Annotated in this window: 38 protein-coding genes; 36 read left to right on the forward strand and 2 right to left on the reverse strand. The window is 31.5% G+C overall.

What is annotated here, in order from left to right:
- Nucleotides 1-303: 303 nt before the first annotated feature.
- The 25 genes from E6771_RS10860 to E6771_RS10980 all read left to right on the forward strand — a co-directional run bounded on the left by E6771_RS10860 (nucleotide 304) and on the right by E6771_RS10980 (nucleotide 13282).
- Nucleotides 304-678 (forward strand): hypothetical protein, encoded by a 375-nt coding sequence (locus tag E6771_RS10860; RefSeq protein WP_316091354.1) that lies wholly within the window; start codon nucleotides 304-306, stop codon nucleotides 676-678.
- Between the two features lie 245 nt (nucleotides 679-923).
- Complete coding sequence (gene rpsJ / locus E6771_RS10865) at nucleotides 924-1235, forward strand: 30S ribosomal protein S10 (protein ID WP_005950298.1); 312 nt, start codon at nucleotides 924-926, stop codon at nucleotides 1233-1235.
- A 189-nt stretch (nucleotides 1236-1424) separates the two neighbouring features.
- On the forward strand, nucleotides 1425-2051 hold the full coding sequence (gene rplC, locus E6771_RS10870; protein WP_316091355.1) for a 50S ribosomal protein L3: 627 nt from the start codon (nucleotides 1425-1427) through the stop codon (nucleotides 2049-2051).
- A 30-nt stretch (nucleotides 2052-2081) separates the two neighbouring features.
- Nucleotides 2082-2714 (forward strand): 50S ribosomal protein L4, encoded by a 633-nt coding sequence (gene rplD, locus E6771_RS10875; RefSeq protein WP_316091358.1) that lies wholly within the window; start codon nucleotides 2082-2084, stop codon nucleotides 2712-2714.
- On the forward strand, nucleotides 2714-3001 hold the full coding sequence (rplW, locus tag E6771_RS10880; protein ID WP_005982423.1) for a 50S ribosomal protein L23: 288 nt from the start codon (nucleotides 2714-2716) through the stop codon (nucleotides 2999-3001). The genes rplD and rplW overlap by 1 nt, the downstream gene beginning before the upstream one ends.
- 54 nt (nucleotides 3002-3055) lie before the next feature.
- Nucleotides 3056-3886, forward strand: coding sequence for a 50S ribosomal protein L2 (gene rplB / locus E6771_RS10885; protein ID WP_316091359.1), 831 nt, complete (start codon nucleotides 3056-3058; stop codon nucleotides 3884-3886).
- 24 nt (nucleotides 3887-3910) lie between these two features.
- Nucleotides 3911-4189 carry a 30S ribosomal protein S19 gene (rpsS, locus tag E6771_RS10890; protein ID WP_316091360.1) on the forward strand — a complete coding sequence of 93 codons (279 nt, stop codon included), beginning with the start codon at nucleotides 3911-3913 and terminating at the stop codon, nucleotides 4187-4189.
- 53 nt (nucleotides 4190-4242) lie between these two features.
- Nucleotides 4243-4575: a 50S ribosomal protein L22 gene (gene rplV / locus E6771_RS10895; RefSeq protein WP_316091361.1), complete on the forward strand. Its 333-nt coding sequence runs from the start codon at nucleotides 4243-4245 to the stop codon at nucleotides 4573-4575.
- A 17-nt stretch (nucleotides 4576-4592) separates the two neighbouring features.
- A complete protein-coding gene (rpsC, locus tag E6771_RS10900) occupies nucleotides 4593-5249 on the forward strand; it encodes a 30S ribosomal protein S3 (protein WP_005950312.1) in 657 nt (218 codons plus the stop codon).
- A gap of 2 nt (nucleotides 5250-5251) precedes the next feature.
- The gene (rplP, locus tag E6771_RS10905; RefSeq protein WP_316091362.1) at nucleotides 5252-5674 is read left to right on the forward strand and encodes a 50S ribosomal protein L16; all 423 of its coding nucleotides are present in this window, start codon (nucleotides 5252-5254) and stop codon (nucleotides 5672-5674) included.
- Nucleotides 5674-5856 (forward strand): 50S ribosomal protein L29, encoded by a 183-nt coding sequence (rpmC, locus tag E6771_RS10910; RefSeq protein ID WP_005885895.1) that lies wholly within the window; start codon nucleotides 5674-5676, stop codon nucleotides 5854-5856. The genes rplP and rpmC overlap by 1 nt, the downstream gene beginning before the upstream one ends.
- A gap of 51 nt (nucleotides 5857-5907) precedes the next feature.
- The gene (gene rpsQ / locus E6771_RS10915) at nucleotides 5908-6159 is read left to right on the forward strand and encodes a 30S ribosomal protein S17 (RefSeq protein ID WP_005982426.1); all 252 of its coding nucleotides are present in this window, start codon (nucleotides 5908-5910) and stop codon (nucleotides 6157-6159) included.
- 30 nt (nucleotides 6160-6189) lie between these two features.
- Nucleotides 6190-6558, forward strand: a complete 369-nt coding sequence (gene rplN, locus E6771_RS10920; protein ID WP_005950319.1) for a 50S ribosomal protein L14 — start codon at nucleotides 6190-6192, stop codon at nucleotides 6556-6558.
- 21 nt (nucleotides 6559-6579) lie between these two features.
- Nucleotides 6580-6921, forward strand: coding sequence for a 50S ribosomal protein L24 (gene rplX, locus E6771_RS10925; protein ID WP_316091363.1), 342 nt, complete (start codon nucleotides 6580-6582; stop codon nucleotides 6919-6921).
- 18 nt (nucleotides 6922-6939) lie between these two features.
- On the forward strand, nucleotides 6940-7491 hold the full coding sequence (gene rplE / locus E6771_RS10930; RefSeq protein WP_316091364.1) for a 50S ribosomal protein L5: 552 nt from the start codon (nucleotides 6940-6942) through the stop codon (nucleotides 7489-7491).
- A gap of 22 nt (nucleotides 7492-7513) precedes the next feature.
- Entirely contained in the window at nucleotides 7514-7801 is a 288-nt protein-coding gene (gene rpsN / locus E6771_RS10935; RefSeq protein ID WP_316091365.1) for a 30S ribosomal protein S14, read from the forward strand.
- A 26-nt stretch (nucleotides 7802-7827) separates the two neighbouring features.
- Nucleotides 7828-8223, forward strand: coding sequence for a 30S ribosomal protein S8 (gene rpsH, locus E6771_RS10940; protein WP_316091366.1), 396 nt, complete (start codon nucleotides 7828-7830; stop codon nucleotides 8221-8223).
- Between the two features lie 25 nt (nucleotides 8224-8248).
- Complete coding sequence (gene rplF, locus E6771_RS10945) at nucleotides 8249-8806, forward strand: 50S ribosomal protein L6 (protein WP_316091367.1); 558 nt, start codon at nucleotides 8249-8251, stop codon at nucleotides 8804-8806.
- 29 nt (nucleotides 8807-8835) lie between these two features.
- A complete protein-coding gene (gene rplR / locus E6771_RS10950; protein WP_005950331.1) occupies nucleotides 8836-9204 on the forward strand; it encodes a 50S ribosomal protein L18 in 369 nt (122 codons plus the stop codon).
- A gap of 25 nt (nucleotides 9205-9229) precedes the next feature.
- Nucleotides 9230-9733, forward strand: coding sequence for a 30S ribosomal protein S5 (rpsE, locus tag E6771_RS10955; RefSeq protein ID WP_316091368.1), 504 nt, complete (start codon nucleotides 9230-9232; stop codon nucleotides 9731-9733).
- 12 nt (nucleotides 9734-9745) lie between these two features.
- Nucleotides 9746-9931 (forward strand): 50S ribosomal protein L30, encoded by a 186-nt coding sequence (gene rpmD, locus E6771_RS10960; protein WP_005885913.1) that lies wholly within the window; start codon nucleotides 9746-9748, stop codon nucleotides 9929-9931.
- A gap of 1 nt (nucleotide 9932) precedes the next feature.
- The gene (rplO, locus tag E6771_RS10965; RefSeq protein WP_005950336.1) at nucleotides 9933-10412 is read left to right on the forward strand and encodes a 50S ribosomal protein L15; all 480 of its coding nucleotides are present in this window, start codon (nucleotides 9933-9935) and stop codon (nucleotides 10410-10412) included.
- Nucleotides 10413-10449: 37 nt separating this feature from the next.
- Entirely contained in the window at nucleotides 10450-11730 is a 1281-nt protein-coding gene (gene secY, locus E6771_RS10970) for a preprotein translocase subunit SecY (RefSeq protein WP_316091369.1), read from the forward strand.
- 119 nt (nucleotides 11731-11849) lie between these two features.
- Nucleotides 11850-12074: a hypothetical protein gene (locus E6771_RS10975; protein ID WP_316091370.1), complete on the forward strand. Its 225-nt coding sequence runs from the start codon at nucleotides 11850-11852 to the stop codon at nucleotides 12072-12074.
- 206 nt (nucleotides 12075-12280) lie between these two features.
- Nucleotides 12281-13282, forward strand: a complete 1002-nt coding sequence (locus E6771_RS10980; protein ID WP_410054673.1) for a 2-hydroxyacid dehydrogenase — start codon at nucleotides 12281-12283, stop codon at nucleotides 13280-13282.
- Nucleotides 13283-13452: 170 nt separating this feature from the next.
- Here the strand turns inward: E6771_RS10980 and E6771_RS10985 are convergent, their stop codons facing one another.
- Nucleotides 13453-13959: a YcxB family protein gene (locus E6771_RS10985; protein WP_316091372.1), complete on the reverse strand. Its 507-nt coding sequence runs from the start codon at nucleotides 13957-13959 to the stop codon at nucleotides 13453-13455.
- A gap of 142 nt (nucleotides 13960-14101) precedes the next feature.
- On the opposite strand from E6771_RS10985, the gene E6771_RS10990 reads away from it, so the two are divergent.
- The 11 genes from E6771_RS10990 (at nucleotide 14102) to E6771_RS11040 (ending at nucleotide 20005) form a co-directional block, all read left to right on the forward strand.
- Nucleotides 14102-14581 carry a hypothetical protein gene (locus tag E6771_RS10990; RefSeq protein WP_316091373.1) on the forward strand — a complete coding sequence of 160 codons (480 nt, stop codon included), beginning with the start codon at nucleotides 14102-14104 and terminating at the stop codon, nucleotides 14579-14581.
- Between the two features lie 132 nt (nucleotides 14582-14713).
- A complete protein-coding gene (locus E6771_RS10995; protein WP_316091374.1) occupies nucleotides 14714-15355 on the forward strand; it encodes an adenylate kinase in 642 nt (213 codons plus the stop codon).
- 24 nt (nucleotides 15356-15379) lie between these two features.
- A complete protein-coding gene (map, locus tag E6771_RS11000) occupies nucleotides 15380-16144 on the forward strand; it encodes a type I methionyl aminopeptidase (protein WP_316091375.1) in 765 nt (254 codons plus the stop codon).
- A gap of 80 nt (nucleotides 16145-16224) precedes the next feature.
- Nucleotides 16225-16446, forward strand: a complete 222-nt coding sequence (gene infA, locus E6771_RS11005) for a translation initiation factor IF-1 (protein ID WP_005885934.1) — start codon at nucleotides 16225-16227, stop codon at nucleotides 16444-16446.
- 24 nt (nucleotides 16447-16470) lie between these two features.
- On the forward strand, nucleotides 16471-16584 hold the full coding sequence (gene rpmJ, locus E6771_RS11010; protein ID WP_005950352.1) for a 50S ribosomal protein L36: 114 nt from the start codon (nucleotides 16471-16473) through the stop codon (nucleotides 16582-16584).
- A gap of 165 nt (nucleotides 16585-16749) precedes the next feature.
- Nucleotides 16750-17106: a 30S ribosomal protein S13 gene (gene rpsM / locus E6771_RS11015; protein ID WP_005950354.1), complete on the forward strand. Its 357-nt coding sequence runs from the start codon at nucleotides 16750-16752 to the stop codon at nucleotides 17104-17106.
- A 63-nt stretch (nucleotides 17107-17169) separates the two neighbouring features.
- A complete protein-coding gene (rpsK, locus tag E6771_RS11020; RefSeq protein ID WP_005950356.1) occupies nucleotides 17170-17559 on the forward strand; it encodes a 30S ribosomal protein S11 in 390 nt (129 codons plus the stop codon).
- Nucleotides 17560-17621: 62 nt separating this feature from the next.
- Nucleotides 17622-18209: a 30S ribosomal protein S4 gene (gene rpsD, locus E6771_RS11025; protein WP_316091376.1), complete on the forward strand. Its 588-nt coding sequence runs from the start codon at nucleotides 17622-17624 to the stop codon at nucleotides 18207-18209.
- Between the two features lie 27 nt (nucleotides 18210-18236).
- Nucleotides 18237-19214: a DNA-directed RNA polymerase subunit alpha gene (locus tag E6771_RS11030; protein ID WP_316091378.1), complete on the forward strand. Its 978-nt coding sequence runs from the start codon at nucleotides 18237-18239 to the stop codon at nucleotides 19212-19214.
- 25 nt (nucleotides 19215-19239) lie between these two features.
- Nucleotides 19240-19590 (forward strand): 50S ribosomal protein L17, encoded by a 351-nt coding sequence (gene rplQ / locus E6771_RS11035; RefSeq protein ID WP_316091379.1) that lies wholly within the window; start codon nucleotides 19240-19242, stop codon nucleotides 19588-19590.
- Between the two features lie 214 nt (nucleotides 19591-19804).
- Nucleotides 19805-20005, forward strand: coding sequence for a cold-shock protein (locus tag E6771_RS11040; protein ID WP_005950364.1), 201 nt, complete (start codon nucleotides 19805-19807; stop codon nucleotides 20003-20005).
- A 226-nt stretch (nucleotides 20006-20231) separates the two neighbouring features.
- On the opposite strand, the gene pncA is transcribed toward E6771_RS11040, so the two are convergent.
- A complete protein-coding gene (gene pncA, locus E6771_RS11045) occupies nucleotides 20232-20846 on the reverse strand; it encodes a bifunctional nicotinamidase/pyrazinamidase (RefSeq protein WP_316091380.1) in 615 nt (204 codons plus the stop codon).
- Between the last annotated feature and the right edge of the window lie 14 nt (nucleotides 20847-20860).

Consider the following 20860-nt stretch of genomic DNA (forward strand, 5'->3'; position numbering starts at 1 on the left):
GTATGTCTCCTTTGTATAATTAGGGTGGTAACTATATTATACAAAAAAGAGAGCTGAGTAAAACATTTTTTTTAAATGTTACTCAGCTTTTTTTATTTTTTGAAAACTTATCTTGCTTGACTAGATGATTAGGAAATATGATTATATAGTCAAATGAGAATGTAATAAAAAATTAAGTTTTTAAGAACAAAAAATGATTTTTTAATGAAAAAACTTCAAAATATTATTAAACAGAGTAATAATGTAAGCAATTTAATATGGTAAAATAAAGATACTGAATAAATATGAACATCAGGAGGAAAAATGAAGAAACCATTTTTAATGAGAGCTATTGGGTTAATAATTATAATAGCAGCAGTTTTAAAACTTGTGGCAGGAGCAACAGTTATGCTTTTTCCTTTGGAATTAGAAGATATCCCAGAAATAGGTCTATATGGAAGATTAATATTTTCGGTTGAGTATATATTGGGAAGCATTCTGTATATTACAGCAGGAATATTTTTAATTCAAGGAAAGAAAAGAGCCAGAGAATTTTTTCTTTTCAGTATACTATTTTCCTTTGTTGTAACTTTACTCCCAGGAATGATAATAACTGTTGAAGAAATGATACTTTTTATGATACTTTTTATATTGCTTTATATTATAAGGAATGTAAGAGAATATTTTTCAAAAATTTAATACACAAAGTTAAAAAATTATATAAAAAAATATGAAAAAACTTTAAAAGAGATATTTTTAAATGAAAAAATTTCTAAAAAAATCATTATAAAAATATGAATTTAAGAAATGTTAATAAGGGTATAAAAAAATATATGAAAAATTAAAAAAAAGCTTTGCTTTTTCTTATAACTGTGATATAATCCTTAGAGTGTATAAGGATATTTGATCCTTAAAGATAATTTTGAAGGAGGTGTAAAAACTAGATGGCTTCTAACAAATTAAGAATCTACTTAAAGGCTTATGACCATACTTTATTAGATCAATCAGCTAAAAGGATAGCAGAGGTTGCTAAAAAGTCTGGAGCAGAGATTGCAGGACCTATGCCATTACCTACTAAAATTAAAAAGTACACTGTTTTAAGATCAGTGCATGTAAACAAGGATTCAAGAGAACAATTTGAAATGAGAGTACACAGAAGAATGGTAGAAATTAATAATTCTACACAAAAGACAATCGCTTCGTTAACAGCAGTTAACTTGCCAGCTGGTGTCGGAATAGAAATCAAACAAATCTAATAGGTTTATGATTTCTTCAAAAAGCACTCACGGTTTAATTCGGGTAATTTGATTGTGCTTGATAAGATGGTTATCGAAATCCAAATTATCCTTACAGAATAATACAAGTTGACGCTTTTTTTAAAGCTAGACAGTAGAACCACGAGGTCAAGTTGTCAACCAATATATTATTTGATGGAGGTAAAAACAATGTCAGGAATTTTAGCAAAGAAAATTGGAATGACTCAAATATTTGAGGATGGAAAATTCATTCCAGTAACAGTTGTTGAAGCTGGTCCTAACTATGTTCTTCAAAAGAAGACTGTAGAAAATGATGGATACACAGCTCTGCAATTAGGATTTGATGAAAAAAAAGAAAAAAACACTACTAAACCAATTATGGGAATCTTCAAGAAAGCAGGAGTTAATCCTCAAAGATTTGTAAAAGAATTAAGAGTGGATTCTGTAGAAGGTTTTGAACTTGGTCAAGAGATCAAAGCTGATGTCTTAGCTGAAGTAGAGTATGTAGATATTACTGGTACTTCAAAAGGTAAAGGTACAGCTGGGGTTATGAAAAGACATAATTTCAGTGGAAACAGAGCATCTCATGGGGTTTCTAGAAACCACAGACTTGGGGGATCTATTGGAATGTCATCATGGCCAGGAAAAGTTCTTAAAGGTAAAAAAATGGCTGGACAATACGGGAATGCAACTGTAACTGTTCAAAATTTAAAAGTAGTGAAAGTAGATGTTGAAAATAATCTACTGTTGATCAAAGGTGCAGTACCTGGATCAAAAAACAGTTACATAGTAGTTAAACCAGCAATAAAAAAATAATGGGTTAGTAGATGTGGAAGGAGGAAAATAATGGCAGTTTTAAACATATATGACTTGACAGGAACTCAAACTGGAACTGTTGAAGTTAAAGATACAGTGTTTGGGATTGAACCTAATCAAGCAGTACTTCATGAAGTATTGACTGCAGAATTAGCAGCTGCTAGACAAGGAACTGCAGCTACTAAGACTAGAGCAATGGTTAGAGGAGGGGGAAGAAAACCTTTCAAACAAAAAGGAACTGGTAGAGCAAGACAAGGTACTATCAGAGCTCCACATATGGTAGGAGGAGGAGTTACATTTGGTCCTCACCCAAGATCATATGAGAAAAAAGTTAACAAAAAAGTTAGAAACCTAGCTCTAAGATCAGCTTTATCAGCTAAAGTAGCTAATGGGGATATCCTTGTACTTGATGGTACAATTGATACACCAAAAACAAAAACAATAATAGCTTTAACAAATGCAATAAATGCAACTACAAAGCAATTATTTGTAGTAAATGATCTTGCTGAACAAGCAGATTATAATTTATACTTATCAGTAAGAAATCTTGAAAATGCAGTTGTATTACAACCAAATGAAATTGGTGTATACTGGCTTCTAAAACAAGAAAAAATAATTCTTACTAAAGAGGCACTAACTACAATAGAGGAGGTGCTTGGATAATGACATCATATGATATAGTAAAAAAACCTGTAATAACTGAAAAAACTGAAACACTTAGAAGAGAGTACAACAAGTACACTTTCGAAGTGAGCCCAAAAGCTAATAAGATTCAAATCAAAAAAGCAATTGAGGAATTATTTAATGTAAAAGTTGAAACAGTATCAACTCTTAACAGCAAACCTGTTACTAAAAGACATGGGATGAAACTTTATAAAACTCAGGCTAAAAAGAAGGCAATCGTTAAATTAGCTCAAGGAAATACAATAACTTACTTTAAAGAAGTATAAAATACTGTAAAACGGCTAAAGATATATATAGGTCTAAACGGAGGTTAAGCAAAAATGGCTATTAGAAAAATGAAAGCAATGACTAATGGAACAAGACATATGTCTAGATTAGTCAATGAAGATTTAGATAATGTAAGACCTGAAAAGTCTTTAACTGTACCTTTAAAATCTGCTTATGGTAGAGACAACTATGGACACAGAACTTGTAGAGACAGACAAAAAGGACACAAAAGACTTTACAGAATTATCGACTTCAAAAGAAATAAACTTGATGTACCAGCTAGAGTAGAATCTATTGAGTACGATCCAAACAGAACAGCTAATATTGCTCTTTTATTCTATGTAGATGGAGAAAAAAGATATATACTAGCACCTAAAGGATTAAAAAAAGGTGATATGGTTATGGCAGGATCTCAAGCTGAGATCAAACCAGGAAATGCACTTAAAATAAAAGACATGCCAGTAGGGGTTCAAATTCATAATATTGAACTACAAAGAGGAAAGGGTGGACAATTAGTAAGATCCGCAGGAACAGCAGCAAGACTTGTTGCTAAAGAAGGAACTTACTGTCACATAGAGTTACCATCAGGTGAACTTAGATTAATTCACAGTGAATGTATGGCAACTATCGGAGAAGTAGGAAATTCTGAACATAGCTTAGTTCAAATCGGTAAAGCTGGAAGAAACAGAAATATGGGTAAAAGACCTCATGTAAGAGGATCTGTAATGAACCCTGTTGATCACCCTCATGGAGGAGGAGAAGGTAAGAATCCAGTAGGTAGAAAAGCTCCTTTAACACCTTGGGGTAAACCTGCAATGGGTGTTAAAACTAGAGGTAAGAAAACTACAGATAAATTTATCGTAAGAAGAAGAAACGATAAATAATTTTCGAGAGGAGGCTAATAGGTAATGGCTAGATCATTAAAAAAAGGACCTTTCTGTGACCATCACTTAATGAAAAAAGTTGAAGATGCAGTTGCAAATGAAAACTTAAAAACAGTAATTAAAACTTGGTCAAGAAGATCAACTATATTCCCTAATTTCATTGGAATCACTTTTGGTGTATACAATGGTAAAAAGCACATACCTGTTCACGTAACTGAGCAAATGGTTGGACACAAACTAGGTGAGTTTGCGCCAACTAGAACTTACTACGGACATGGTGTGGATAAAAAGAAGAAAAAATAATAATATAAAATACTAAATTTTATTGATGTATTAAGATAAAGGAGGTTGGACTAGTGGAAGCTAGAGCAATAACTAGATTCGTAAGATTGTCTCCTAGAAAAGCTAGGTTAGTAGCTGACTTAGTAAGAGGAAAATCAGCGCTAGAAGCATTAGATATTCTAGAGTTTACAAACAAGAAAGCAGCTAGAGTAATAAAGAAAACATTAGCATCAGCTGTTGCTAATGCAACTAACAACTTCAAAATGGATGAAGACAAGTTAGTAGTTTCAACAATAATGATTAATGACGGACCAGCTCTTAAAAGAATAATGCCTAGAGCTATGGGAAGAGCGGATATAATCAGAAAACCAACAGCTCACATTGTAGTGGCAGTTTCTGAAAAGTAGTTTAAGGAGGTAAGACTGTGGGACAAAAAGTAGACCCTAGAGGACTAAGATTGGGAATAACAAGATCTTGGGATTCTAACTGGTATGCAGATAAGAAGGAATACGCTAAGTACTTCCATGAAGATGTAAAAATCAGAGAACTTATCAAGAAGAACTACTTCCATGCAGGGATATCGAAGGTAAAGATCGAAAGAACTTCTCCTTCTAATGTAGTTGTTCTTGTTTATACTGCGAAAGCAGGTATAATCATAGGAAGAAAAGGTGCTGAGATAGATAATCTTAGAGTATTGCTTGAAAAATTAACTGGTAAAAAAGTAACAGTTAAAGTTCAAGAAGTAAAAGAATTCAACAAAGATGCTGTACTTGTTGCAGAAAACATTGCTACTTCAATAGAGAAAAGGGTAGCATATAAAAGAGCTGTAAGCCAAGCTATTATGAGAGCTATGAGAGCTGGAGCTAAAGGAATCAAAGTTATGGTTTCAGGAAGACTAAATGGAGCAGAAATTGCCAGAGCTGAATGGGTAGTTGAAGGTAAAGTTCCTTTACATACATTAAGAGCTGATATTGATTATGCAGTAGCAACAGCTCACACTACTTATGGAGCACTAGGAATAAAAGTATGGGTTTTCCATGGTGAAGTTCTTCCAACTAAAAGGGAAGGAGGAGAAGCGTAGTCATGTTAATGCCAAAAAGAACAAAACATAGAAAAATGTTTAGAGGTAGAATGAAAGGTACTGCTCAAAGAGGAAATACTGTAGCATTCGGAGATTACGGACTACAAGCTCTTGAGCCACACTGGATTACTAATAGACAGATAGAATCATGTAGGGTTGCTATCAACAGAACTTTTAAGAGAGAAGGAAAAACTTTTATCAGAATATTTCCAGATAAACCAATTACAGCTAGACCAGCTGGAGTGAGAATGGGTAAAGGTAAAGGAAATGTTGAAGGTTGGGTAGCAGTTGTAAAACCTGGAAGAATCATGTTTGAAGTTTCAGGAGTAACTGAAGAAAGAGCAATGGTAGCTTTAAGAAAAGCTGCAATGAAACTTCCAATCAATTGTAAAATCGTAAAAAAAGAGAATGGTGGTGAAAACTAATGAGAGCTAAGGAAATAAGAGAAATGTCTACTGAAGACTTAGTTGTTAAGTGTAAAGAGCTTAAGGAAGAATTATTCAACCTAAAGTTCCAACTTTCATTAGGTCAACTTACTAACACTGCTAAAATTAGAGAAGTTAGAAGAGAAATTGCTAGAATTAACACAATCTTAAATGAAAGATAATCTCGTTCAGTTTATAGGTGTTTTGATTCTTAGGAAGAGGAGGTTAATGTCTTGAGAAACGAAAGAAAAGTTAGAGAAGGAATAGTTGTTTCTGACAAGATGGATAAAACAATTGTTATAGCAATAGAAACAATGACTTTACATCCTATCTATAAAAAGAGAGTAAAAAGTACTACTAAGTTTAAAGCTCACGATGAAAATAATGTAGCTCAAACTGGAGATAAAGTAAGAATTATGGAAACTAGACCATTATCAAGAGATAAAAGATGGAGACTAGTAGAGATTGTCGAGAAAGCTAGATAATTCCAATTATTGTGAGAGGAGGATATTTTAATGGTACAACAACAAACTATCCTTAATGTTGCTGACAACTCTGGAGCTAAGAAACTTATGATTATAAGAGTTCTTGGTGGATCTAAAAAAAGATTCGGAAGAATTGGTGACATCGTTGTCGCATCAGTTAAGGAAGCAATCCCTGGTGGAAACGTTAAAAAAGGTGATGTAGTAAAAGCTGTAATAGTTAGAACAAGAAAAGAATTAAGAAGAGAAGATGGATCATATATAAAATTTGATGATAATGCAGGAGTTATAATCAATACTAACAATGAACCAAAAGCAACAAGAATATTTGGACCAGTTGCAAGAGAGCTAAGAGCAAAAAACTTTATGAAAATAGTATCTCTAGCTCCTGAAGTAATCTAATAAGAGAGGAGGCTAATAGTCGTGGCTAAACCTAAGATCAAATTTGTACCTGAATCATTACATGTAAAGACTGGAGATTTAGTATATGTTATCTCTGGAAAAGACAAAGGTAAAACAGGTAAAGTTGTAAAAGTATTCCCTAAAAAAGGGAAGGTAGTAGTTGAAGGAATAAACATGATTACTAAACATATGAAGCCAACTCCAATAAACCCACAAGGTGGAGTTGTAACTAAGGAAGCTGCTATATTCTCATCAAAAGTTATGCTTTTTGATGAAAAAGCAGGAAAACCTACAAGAGTTGGTCATAAAGTAGTAGATGGTAAAAAAGTAAGATACTCTAAAGTATCTGGAGAAGTTCTATAAGAAGGGAGGAAAACGTAAGTGTCTAAATACGTTTCTAGATATCATAAATTGTATAACGATGTTATAATTCCAGCTCTTATGAAAGACTTAGGAATCAATAACATTATGGAATGTCCAAAACTAGAAAAAATAGTTGTAAACATGGGAGTGGGAGAAGCTACTCAAAATGTAAAATTAATAGATGCAGCTATGGGAGATTTAACTATCATCTCTGGACAAAAACCAGTAGTAAGAAAAGCTAAGAAATCTGAAGCTGGATTTAAGTTAAGAGAAGGAATGCCAATCGGAGCAAAAGTTACTTTAAGAAAAGAAAGAATGTACGACTTTTTAGATAGATTAGTGAATGTAGTTCTTCCAAGAGTAAGAGACTTCGAAGGAGTTCCAGCTGACGCATTTGATGGAAGAGGAAACTACTCTCTAGGATTAAGAGATCAATTAGTTTTCCCTGAAATTGAATTCGATAAAGTTGATAAACTTTTAGGAATGTCTATCACTATGGTTTCTTCTGCAAAAGATGACGAAGAAGGAAGAGCTTTACTTAAGGCGTTTGGAATGCCTTTCAAAAAGTAATAGTGAGGAGGGTAAGGAATAGATGGCAAAGAAGTCAATGATCGCTAGAGATGCTAAAAGAGCTGAACTAAGTGATAAATATGCTGAAAAAAGAGCAGAACTTAAAAAGAGAGTTGCAGAAGGAGATATGGAAGCTATGTTTGAATTAAATAAACTTCCAAAAGATTCTTCAGCAGTTAGAAAAAGAAATAGATGTCAGTTAGACGGAAGACCAAGAGGATTCATGAGAGAATTTGGAATTTCAAGAGTAAAATTCAGACAGCTTGCAGGAGCTGGAGTTATACCAGGAGTAAAGAAATCATCTTGGTAATTTGATAGGAAGGAGGATTTTCGTAGATGTATTTAACAGATCCAATCGCTGATATGTTAACAAGAATCAGAAATGCAAATGCAGTAATGCATGAAAAAGTAGATATACCTCATTCAACTTTAAAAGATAAAATAGCTGAAATTCTTAAGGAAGAAGGTTATATTGCAAATTATAAAGTTGTTACTGATGGGAACAAAAAAAATATAAGAGTGTACTTAAAATATGATGGTAAAGACAGAATTATCAAAGGAATAAAAAGAATTTCTAAACCAGGTAGAAGGGTGTATTCTTCAGTTGAAGACATGCCAAGAGTTTTATCAGGACTAGGAATTGCTATTGTATCCACTTCTAAGGGAATCGTTACTGACAGAGTAGCTAGAAGAGAAAACGTAGGTGGAGAAGTACTTGCATTTGTTTGGTAATTAAAACTTAGGAGGTGTCTAGTAAATGTCAAGAGTAGGTAAAAAACCTATTGTTGTGCCTTCTGGAGTTGAAGTTACAGTTAATGGAAATGAAGTTACTGTAAAAGGTCCTAAAGGTACTTTAAAGAAAGAATTTAACAAAGAATTAATAATAAAACATGCAAAAGAAGAAAAACATCATGAAAGTTTGAACGAAATCGTTATTGAAAGACCGAATGATTTACCAGAAGTTAGAGCTATACATGGAACAACTAGAGCTTTATTAAACAACATGGTAGTAGGAGTTTCAGAGGGATTTAAGAAAACTTTAAACCTAGTAGGGGTTGGATACAGAGCTGCTGAAAAAGGAAAAGGATTAGAATTATCTTTAGGGTTTTCTCATCCTGTAGTTATTGATGAGATTCCTGGAATCAAATTCACTGTAGAAAAAAATACTACTATCCATATTGAAGGAATTGAAAAAGAAGTAGTAGGTCAAGTAGCAGCTAACATCAGAGCAAAAAGACCACCTGAACCATATAAAGGAAAAGGTGTTAAATATTCTGATGAAGTTATTAGAAGAAAAGAAGGTAAAAAGTCGTAAGGTAGCTTAACTATAAGGAGGTAAGACAGTTGTTTAAGAAGGTAGATAGACAAGCTGTAAGAACAAGAAAGCATTTATCAATCAGAAGTAAAATTTCTGGTACAGCTGATAGACCAAGACTTTCTGTATATAGATCAAACAACAATATCTTTGCTCAATTAATCGACGATGTGAATGGAGTAACATTAGTTTCTGCATCTACAATAGATAAAGAATTAAAAGCAAATATTGCAAATGGTGGAAATGTTGAAGCTGCAAAAACTGTTGGTAAAGCACTTGCAGAAAGAGCAACAGGAAAAGGGATAACAGCTATAGTATTTGATAGATCTGGGTATAAATACACAGGAAGAATAGCCGCTCTTGCAGAAGCAGCTAGAGAAGCAGGATTAAGCTTCTAAATCTTTAGAGAGAGGAGGATTTCACTTGTCTAAGTTAGCAAATAGAGAAGAAAAACAATATCAAGAAAAATTATTGAAAATTTCAAGAGTTTCTAAGACAACTAAAGGGGGAAGAACAATATCTTTCTCAGTTTTAGCAGCAATTGGAGATGGAGAAGGAAAAATTGGATTAGGATTAGGGAAAGCAAATGGTGTACCTGATGCTATAAAGAAAGCTATTGCTTCTGCTAAGAAAAATATGGTAGAGGTTTCTTTAAAAGGAAAAACTATTCCTCATGAAATCATTGGAAAATGGGGTGCAACAGCTTTATGGATGGCACCTGCATATGAAGGAACTGGGGTAATTGCTGGATCTGCAGCAAGAGAAATATTAGAACTTGTAGGAGTTCATGATATTTTAACAAAAATAAAAGGTTCAAGAAATAAGCATAATGTAGCAAGAGCTACTGTTGAAGCATTGAAAATGTTAAGAACAGCTGAAAAAATAGCTGCTCAAAGAGGAAAAGAAGTTAAAGATATCTTAAGCTAGGAGGGAATTTAGATGGTAAAGCTTAGAATAGAGCTTGTGAAAAGCATAATCGGAAGAAAGCCTAACCACATAGCAACTGTAAAGTCGCTAGGGCTTAAGAAGATGAACGATGTAGTGGAGCATGTAGAAACTCCTGAGTTAAAAGGAAAACTAGCTCAAGTTTCTTACTTACTTAAAGTAGAGGAGGTGCAAGCATAAGATGAAATTAAATGAATTAATGCCTTCTGTACCTAGAAAAGCTAGAAAAAGAGTTGGAAGAGGAGAATCTTCAGGATTAGGAAAAACATCTGGAAAAGGAAGTAATGGACAAAACTCGAGAGCGGGTGGAGGAGTAAAAACTTACTTTGAAGGTGGACAAATGCCTATCTATAGAAGAGTTCCAAAAAGAGGTTTCTCAAATGCTATATTCAAAAAAGAATATGCTTTAATAAGCTTAGATTTATTGAATAAATTTGAAGATGGAGCAGTAGTTACTCCTGAAGTTTTATTCGAAAGTGGATTAGTAAGAGACTTAAAAGATGGAATCAAAGTGCTAGGAAATGGATCACTTGATAAAAAAGTAACTGTTAAAGCTCATAAAGTTTCTGGATCAGCTAAAGCTGCTATTGAAGCAAAAGGTGGATCTGTAGAAATATTAGAAGTTAAAACATTTGCTGATGTTGCTGGAAACAACAAATAGTTTTTATTGTTAGTTTGAGAAGCGAGGTGAAGTTGTTTTGACTTTGATGGAAAAATTTTATGCAAAATTGAATAGTATTAGGAAAATTCCTGAGTTAAGAGATAGAATTATCTTCACCTTGTTAATGTTCTTAGTTGCTAGAGTTGGAACATATATTCCAGCTCCTGGCATAGATGTAGATAGACTTGCAACTATGACAGCACAAAGCGATATATTGGGATACATTAATATGTTTTCAGGTGGAGCTTTTAAAAGAGTTTCTATTTTCGCTCTGGGTATTGTACCTTATATTAATGCTTCAATCGTTTTCAGCCTTTTGGCTGTAATCATTCCTAAAATTGAAGAGATTCAAAAAGATGGAGAAGCAGGAAGAAACAAGATCAATCAATGGACGAGATACTTGACAATAGCTATTGCTATAGTTCAAGGTTTTGGAGTGTGTATGTGGCTTCAGTCTGTAGGACTGGTTACTACACCAGGAACATTGTTCTTCTTGACTACAGTAGTTACTTTAACTGCTGGTACTGTTTTCCTTATGTGGATAGGAGAACAGATATCGATAAAAGGAATAGGAAATGGGGTTTCATTACTTATCTTCTTGAATGTAATATCTGGAGGACCATCTAGTGTAGTTCAGACAATTCAAACAATGAAGGGAAGTAAATTCCTTATACCAGTACTTATCCTTATAGCAGGAGCGGCAATAATTACAGTAGCAGGGATAGTAATTTTCCAATTAGGACAAAGAAAAATACCTATTCACTATGTAGGAAAAGGATTTAGTGGAAAAGGTGGAATGGGACAAAACTCATATATACCTTTAAAACTTAACAGTGCAGGAGTAATGCCTGTTATCTTCGCATCAGTAGTTATGATGATACCATCAGTAATTATAAATGCAATACCTTCACAATATACTTTTAAAACTACATTGGCGATGGTATTCAGCCAAAAACATCCAGTATATATGATAGTATATGCAGCAGTAATAATATTTTTCTCGTTCTTCTATACAGCTATAGTTTTCGATCCTGAAAAGGTTGCTGATAACTTAAAGCAAGGTGGAGGAACTATTCCAGGAATAAGACCTGGAAATGAAACTGTTGAGTATTTAGAAGGTGTCGTAACAAGAATAACTTGGGGTGGTGCTTTCTTCCTAGCAATCATATCTATACTCCCATATACACTTTTTACTGCCTTTAATCTTCCAGTATTTTTTGGAGGAACAGGTATAATAATTGTAGTTGGAGTTGCAATAGATACTGTTCAGCAAATAAATGCTCATCTTGTTATGAGAGAATATAAAGGGTTTATATAAAGCTTTATATAAATAAAGACACAGCTTTGCAAGTTGTGTCTTTTTTGTTTTTGAATATTTGACACAAGGAAAAAATTAAAATATAATTTATAGAAAAGAATCGTAAGTGAGGTAAAATAATGATAAAATTTACAGATGAGGATATAAAATTTATAAATGAAAATTTTGATGAAGCCTATGATATACTTCATATGTATGATGTGGAAGGAGTACTCATAACCATTGCTAAATTTATAGCTGCTTACTGTTATGATGCTGAATATGAACTTACAGAATTAGGAGAAACTGCTCAGTCAGTATATACAAGAATATATGAAAATAATAGAGAAGTCCTTGAGAAATAAGAAATTTGATTTTAATTATAATTACTAAAAGTATATATTATAGAAAAAATTGTAAGATATAAAGATGAAAATAGTGAATTTGTTGATATAAAAATAATGACAATGAGAACAGAAATAAAGTTTTAAATTAAAAAAAATATATTAAAAAGAAAAGAGCAATAAACTCCGAAATATATCATAAAAGAAGATATACTATGGAGGTAATTATGAAAATACTATTTTATGACACAAAACCATATGACAAAGAATTTTTTAATAAATATAATAAAGATTATGGATTTGATATAAAATATCTGACTGGCAAATTAACTGAAGAAAGTGCTGATCTTGCAAAAGGATATGATATTATTTCTATTTTTGTCAATGATACTGTAGATAAAAAAGTAATAGATATACTTGCAGAATGTGGTGTAAAACTTATAGCTATGAGATGTGCAGGATATAATAATGTATCTTTAAAAGATATAGAAGGAAGAATAAAGGTAGTGAGAGTACCAGCTTATTCACCATATTCTATTGCAGAATATACTATGGGAATGATAATGACATTAAACAGAAAGATCCATAAAGCATACATTCGTACAAGAGAGGGAAACTTCTCAATAACAGGACTCATGGGATATGATCTGCATAAAAAAACAGCAGGAATAATAGGAGCAGGGAAAATAGCTCAGATATTAATAAAGATACTGAAAGGATTTGGAATGAGAGTCATAGCTTATGATCCATATCCCAATTATGAAAAAGCAAAAGAATTAGGATTTGAATTTACTGATTTAGATACTTTATATAAAGAATCAGATATAATATCTTTGAATTGTCCCTTGACTAAGGAAACTAGATATATGATAAATAGAAATTCCATGAATAAAATGAAAGATGGAGTAATGATAGTAAATACAGGTAGAGGAATGCTGATTGATACTGTAGATTTAATAGAAGCATTGAAAGATAAGAAAATAGGAGCTGCTGCATTAGATGTATATGAAGAAGAAGCAGATTATTTTTTTGAAGATTATTCAAATATGGTAATAGAGGATGACATACTGGGAAGACTTCTCTCATTTAATAATGTACTTGTAACATCACATCAAGCTTTTTTCACTAAAGAAGCAGTAGAAGAAATAACTAGAGTGACTATGGAAAATATAAAAAGCTTTCTAGAAGGAAAGCCTTTGGAAAATGAAGTAAAATATATGGAAAAATAGAATTATTAAATAAATTATATAAATCTAAAAATTTCAGGAGATTTATTTTTTATTAAAACTCTGATAGAGAATTTAAACTGTCAGAGTATTTTTTTATCAATTGGATTTTTTATTAGTATAATTAGAACAAGTATAAAATTGGATATTAACATTAACAATATTAACAATTTTTATTTAAATCTTTTATATATTTTTTTATCATTATATTTCATAAATAAATTTCTGAATTCTATTATTTCCATTTCATTGTTAAAAACTCTTTTTGGAATTAAAGTATACATTTCTTTTGAATGAATTATGTAAAAGAAATTTTCATTTTCCCATAGAGCTTCATAAAAATTCCATTCCAACTCAGAATTGATATCATTAGTTTTAAATAATATTTTGTTGTCTCTAAATTCAAGATGATATTGTTGCTTAAATTTATCAATCTTATCATAAAACATTCCAGGCTGGAAAATATATAATACTGCAAAAATGACAGAAACAACAAAAAGAAGTACACTAAGAACAATAGACATTGTAGAAAATCCATTATTAATAAATAAATATAAAGTAAAAAGTATAAGAAGTCCAATTAAGATTAAATCTAATTTTTTTACTGTTTTGTTCATAAAAAGGTATTTTCTTCTTGATTTTATGTATTCATCTCGTGTATATTTAAAATTAATTATCATAATTTTCTCCTTTTAATCAATATATTTATATAATATCATTTAATGAAAAATATGTATACGAATAATAATAAAAATATGCAAGATTGAATTTATGCAAGGATTGCTATATAATTCTATAAGAAAACTAGAATAAGGAGAGAATATGAAAAATAAGAAAGAAATAAGAAGTTATATAAATAAATTTAGACTTTTTTGGACAATGTGTTTAGGTATGTGCTCTTTAATACTTTTAGTTTTTGGAATAAAAAGCAGAATATGGGAAGCTGGAATTTCAATAATAACCAAGGTTTTATTTGTAATACTTGTAATATGGTGGATGATTCCATTAATAAAATATCTGGAAAAATATCAAGAGATAACAATAGATGAAGAAAATATTCAAGCTGATGCATTATTTAAAAGAAAGAAAATTATTATAAAAAAGGACAGAATATCTTCTATAAATATTGGAAATTTAACTATAGGAAAGAAAATTTATAATATATTTACAATAAAAAGTAAGGATGGAGAAGAAATAATATTATCTGGTTTGGAAATAAAGAATATAAGTGAATTAACAAGAGCTATCGGAAAGAAATTACCATTATCAAAAATAGAGAAAGTTGAAAGAGATATAATGTGAAAATAATAGACATGTAAAAATAACTGATTATACAGAAAAAATGAAGCATCTGTTTTATAAAATAGTGCATTTTTTGCTTAATTATTGTATAATAGTAAGGTAATAAAAAAATATTTTAAGGAGATGTTGTATATGAATATTATGTTATTTGGTGCCCCTGGTGCAGGAAAAGGAACACAAGCTAAATTCCTTATTGAAAAATATGGAATTCCTCAAATATCTACTGGAGATATTTTGAGAGCTGCTATAAAAGAAGGAACTGCTATGGGCCTTGAAGCAAAAAAATTCATGGATGAAGGAAAATTAGTTCCAGATTCAACAATCATTGGAATTATTAAAGACAGATTGTCACAAGATGACTGTAAAAAAGGATTTATACTTGATGGCTTTCCAAGAACCCTTCCTCAAGCTGAAGCATTGGAAGTTTTGATGAAAGAAATGGGAATTAAATTGGATAAAGTTATTTCTTTAAATGTACCAGATGAACTTATCCTTGAAAGAATTGTTGGAAGAAAAGTATGCCCAGTATGTGGAGCCTCATATCATGTCAAATTTAATCCCCCAAAAGTAGAAGGAAAATGTGACTTATGTGGAGCACATTTAATTACAAGAAAAGATGACAATGAAGAAACTGTGACAAAAAGATTGAATGAATATCATTCTCAAACAGCTCCATTGTTCGATTTTTATCAATCAAGAGGGATACTTGTTGATATAGATGGAACTAAAAAAATGGAAGATATAACAAAAGAGATATTTGATATTCTAGGATAGTATATTTTTAGAAAAGGAGTTGAGATGTCGCTTATAAAAAGTTTGGAAGATATAGAACAGATAAAAAAATCTAATCAGATTATAGCAAGATTATATAGAGATGTACTGCCAAAATATATTAAAGCAGGAATATCTACTAGAGAAATAAATGAAATAGTAGAAGATTATATAAGATCACAAGGGGCAAGGCCAGCATGTATTGGAGTAGAAGGATTATATACTCCATTTCCAGCAGGGACATGTATATCTGTCAATGAGGAAGTTGTTCACGGAATACCAGGAGACAGAATTCTCCAAGAGGGAGATATAGTCAGTATAGATACTGTTACAGAATTAAATGGATTTTATGGGGATTCAGCAATAACATTTCCAGTAGGAAAGATAGATGAAGAATCTAAGAGACTTCTGGAAGTTACTGAAAAATCAAGAGAAATTGGTATTGAAATGGCTGTAGTAGGTAATAGAATAGGAGATATTGGACATGCTATTCAAAGCTATGTAGAAAAAAATGGATTTACAGTGGTGAAAGATTTTGCTGGACATGGTGTGGGACATGCTATGCATGAAGATCCTATAATTGCCAATTTCGGAAGAAAAGGCAGAGGAATCAAAATTGAGAATGGAATGGTTCTTGCAATAGAACCAATGGTAAATGTGGGTACATACAAAATCAATATAAAAGAGGATGGATGGACAATAGTAACTAAAGATGAAAAAAGGTCTGCACATTTTGAACACTCAATAGCAATCGTTGATGGAAAACCGATTATATTAAGTGACTTAGATTAGGAAAAAAAACCAAGAAAATACTAGACTTTTTATATTTTTAGTGATATAATGATTTGAAGTTCTGTTCGATAGGAGGAATTATGTCGAAAAAAGATGTTATCGAATTAGAAGGTACTATTTTAGAGGCCCTTCCAAATGCAATGTTTAAAGTTGAATTAGAAAATGGGCATACTATTTTAGGCCACATTTCTGGTAAGATGAGAATGAATTATATTAAAATTTTACCTGGAGATGGAGTAACTGTACAAATCTCTCCTTATGACTTGTCAAGGGGTAGAATCGTATACAGGAAAAAAAATTAATTAATCACGAAAGGAGGCAGATTAATGAAAGTAAGAGTATCAGTTAAACCTATTTGTGACAAGTGCAAAGTTATCAAAAGACATGGAAAAGTAAGAGTGATTTGTGATAATCCTAAACACAAACAGGTTCAAGGGTAATTTTAAGAGAGTTTGATTAAAAAAGTACTGATAATGGAGTGCTGTAAAGATATGGTGAGCTGTAGAGCCATCCCCAAAATAGGAATTGGGACATATCGAGGAAAGTATTTAGTTGGTTAATATACCAGCAAAATATATAAATTTTCGAAAGAGGAGGAAATAATTTTGGCTAGAATAGCAGGAGTAGATATCCCAAGAAATAAGAGAGTTGAGATAGCTTTAACTTACATTTACGGAATTGGAAAACCAACTTCACAAAGAGTATTGACTGAAGCTGGAGTTAATTTTGACACAAGAGTGAAAGATTTAACTGAAGAAGAAGTAAATAAGATCAGAGCCATTATAGAAACTGTTAAGGTAGAGGGAGATCTTAGAAAAGACGTAAGACTTTCTATTAAAAGACTTATGGATATCAAATGTTACAGAGGATTAAGACACAAAATGAATCTACCTGTAAGAGGACAAAGTTCAAAAACTAATGCAAGAACTGTTAAAGGTCCTAAAAAACCAATCAAAAGATAATTAGAGCGTTTTAGAAATTTATAGATTAAGTTTATGATCTATTAGCAAGGGAGGTAGCTTAAGTTGGCTAAAAAGAAAGTAGCTAAGATTAAAAAGAAATTGAAAAATATTCCTAACGGAGTTGCCCATATACATTCAACTTTTAACAACACAATAGTTGCTATTACTGATGCAGAAGGGAAAGTTGTAAGTTGGAGATCAGGAGGAACTTCTGGTTTCAAAGGTACTAAGAAAGGAACTCCATTTGCAGCTCAAATTGCAGCTGAACAAGCAGCAAATATAGCTATGGAAAATGGAATGAAAAAAGTAGAAGTTAAAGTGAAAGGTCCAGGTTCTGGAAGAGAAGCTTGTATCAGATCTTTACAAGCAGCTGGATTAGAAGTAACAAAGATTACTGATGTTACTCCAGTTCCACATAATGGTTGTAGACCACCAAAAAGAAGAAGAGTGTAGCCTCACTTTATTTTGAAAAAAGTATTGTGGCAAATTGAATACAAAGGAGGAATATTTAAAAAATGGCAAGAAATAGACAGCCTGTATTGAAGAAATGTAGAGCTCTAGGAATTGATCCAGTAATTTTAGGAGTGAATAAGTCTTCTAAAAGAGGGCCAAGACCAAACGCTAACAAAAAACCTACAGAGTACGCAATTCAATTAAGAGAAAAACAAAAAGCTAAATTTATATACAATGTAATGGAAAAACAATTTAGAAAAATATATGAGGAAGCAGCTAGAAAACTTGGAGTTACTGGTCTGACTTTAATCGAATACTTAGAAAGAAGACTTGAAAATGTAGTTTACAGACTTGGGTTTGCAAAAACTAGAAGACAAGCTAGACAAGTTGTGTCTCATGGTCATGTAGCTGTAAATGGAAGAAGAGTTAATATAGCTTCTTACAGAGTAAAAGTAGGAGATGTAGTATCTATTATAGAAAATTCTAAAAACTTAGATATAATCAAAACTGCTGTTGAAGAATCAAGAGTTCCAGCTTGGTTAGAACTTGATAAAGCAGCATTTTCTGGTAAAGTTATCCAAAATCCAACTAAAGATGACTTGGATTTCGATCTGAATGAATCATTAATAGTTGAGTTCTACTCTAGATAATAAGCCCTTTTAATAGGAGTTGATTTAATGTTAAAAATTGAAAAACATGCAAGGGGTATTAATATTACCGAAGTAAAAGAGAGTGAATTTAAAGGACAATACATTGTTGAACCTTTATATAGAGGCTATGGGCATACTGTTGGTAATGCTTTGAGAAGAGTTTTACTTTCTTCTATCCCAGGAGCTGCTATTAAAGGAGTAAGAATTGAGGGTGTTTTAAGTGAATTTTCTGTTATGGATGGAATAAAAGAAGCTGTAACTGAAATAATCCTTAATATAAAAGAAATCGTTGTTAAAGCCGAGAGTACTGGAGAAAGAAAAATGACTCTTTCTGTTAAAGGACCAAAAATAGTAACAGCTGCTGATATAATACCTGATATAGGAATAGAAATAGTAAATCCTGAGCAAGTTATTTGTACAGTAACTACAGATAGAGAACTTGACATGGAATTTTTAGTTGATACTGGAGAAGGATTTGTAGTATCAGAAGAAATAGAAAGAAAAGACTGGGCTGTAGATTATATAGCTGTTGATGCTATTTACACTCCAATCAGAAAAGTTTCTTACAGTGTACAAGATACTATGGTAGGAAGAATGACTGATTTTGATAAGCTTACTTTAGATATTGAAATTGATGGAAGTATTGAAATCAGAGATGCACTATCTTATGCAGTAGAATTATTAAAATTACATTTTGATCCATTCTTAGAATTAGGAAACAAAATGGAAAATCTGAGAGCAGAAGCTGAAGAGGAAGAAGAAAATCCTGTAAGTCATGCAAAAGATGACAATATTCTTAATACAAAGATAGAAGAACTTGATTTAACAGTTAGATCTTTCAACTGTTTAAAGAAAGCTGGAATAGAAGAAGTTAGTCAGTTGGCTAAATTGTCACTTAACGAACTTCTAAAAATTAAAAATCTGGGAAGAAAATCTTTAGATGAGATCCTAGAAAAAATGAAAGAATTAGGATATGATCTATCTCAGAATGGATCTCCTGAGTAATTAAGATAAGGAGGATAGCTAACTAATGAATCACAATAAGTCATATAGAAAGTTAGGAAGAAGAGCTGACCACAGAAAAGCTATGCTAAAAAACTTAACTATATCTTTACTAAGTGCTGAAAAGATAGAAACTACTGTTACTAGAGCAAAAGAATTAAGAAAATTTGCTGAGAGAATGATAACTTTTGGTAAGAAAAATACTTTAGCTTCTAGAAGAAATGCTTTTGCTTTCCTAAGAAATGAAGAAGTTGTTGCTAAAATATTCAATGAAATAGCTCCAAAATATGCTGAAAGAAATGGTGGATACACTAGAATCATCAAAACATCTGTTAGAAAAGGTGACTCAGCTGAAATGGCTATAATTGAATTAGTTTAATAAGCAATTTATTAGATTAATAGAAATAAGAGGGACTATTTGAGGTTCCTCTTTTTTGCTTATGAATAAAAAGTTCTTGATAATATTGGAGGTGTAAGGTATAATCTAATTAACTGTTCAAGGTTACTGATTGTTTAAAATTGTAGAGCCTTCTCTATAGTTTTCATATCTTCAACGCTGAACGAGAATTTTTTGATTTTTTGGAGGTTATAAAATGCTAAAAGGTACAGTTAAATGGTTTAACAAAGAAAAAGGATTTGGATTTTTAACAAGTGAGGATGGAGCAGATTATTTTGTACACTTCACTGGAATCGTTGGAGAAGGATTCAGAACTTTAGAAGAAGGTCAAGAAGTAACTTTTGAAGTATCAGAAGGAAAAAAAGGACCTATGGCAGTAGAAGTTTCTGCTAAATAGGTTATATCAATATTGATCTGAAAAAAGAGGTCTTTAAAAAGACCTTTTTTTCTTGGCTTAGTAATGTGTATATGCATAATAATAAAATTATATTACTGCATTCTCCCAAATCTCTTTTCTGCTTCCATAACTAAAAGGACAGCGGATTTTCTAAAAAATCTCTGAAAAATAATTATTGACATTGTTTCAAGCATAATGAAAGAAATCTTAAAAGTAATTATATTTTTTATATATTATTGCTGTTTATTATAACAGCGCCTTTATTTTTCATTTCATTTATAGCTTTTTTTGAATCTTCAGGGAATATATCAACTCCTTTGCAACCATCTTCTATTAAATATACTTTATATCCCAATTCTAGAGCATCCAATACAGTAAACTTCACACAATAATCAGTGGCAAGACCCATTATATATAGAGTATCAATATTGTTTTTTTTCAAAATATCATCTAAGGATGTTTTATGTTTTTTCCCGTTATCAAAAAAGGCACTGTATGAGTCAATTTCAGGATTTTCTCCTTTATATACTATATTTTCTATTGGATGGAGTTTAGAGTGAAATTCAGCTCCATTTTCATTTTGAACACAATGAACAGGCCACCATATCTGATAAAGACCATTCAATTGGCCAGCTTCACCTATTTTTTGATCTGAGTTTACAGCAAAACTTTTATGAGAAGATGGATGCCAATCTTTTGTTCCAATTATCATTTCCCCTTTTTCTTTAAAAAGTTCTATAAGTTTATTTGCAATAGGAACTATTGTATCTCCATCTTTAACTTCTAAAGCTCCATTTTTACAAAAATCTTTTTGTATATCAACTAAAATTAATCCATTCATTGTTTCACCTCTGT

Origin of the sequence: Fusobacterium sp. (assembly GCF_032477075.1) — a bacterium.
GTDB lineage: Bacteria > Fusobacteriota > Fusobacteriia > Fusobacteriales > Fusobacteriaceae > Fusobacterium_A.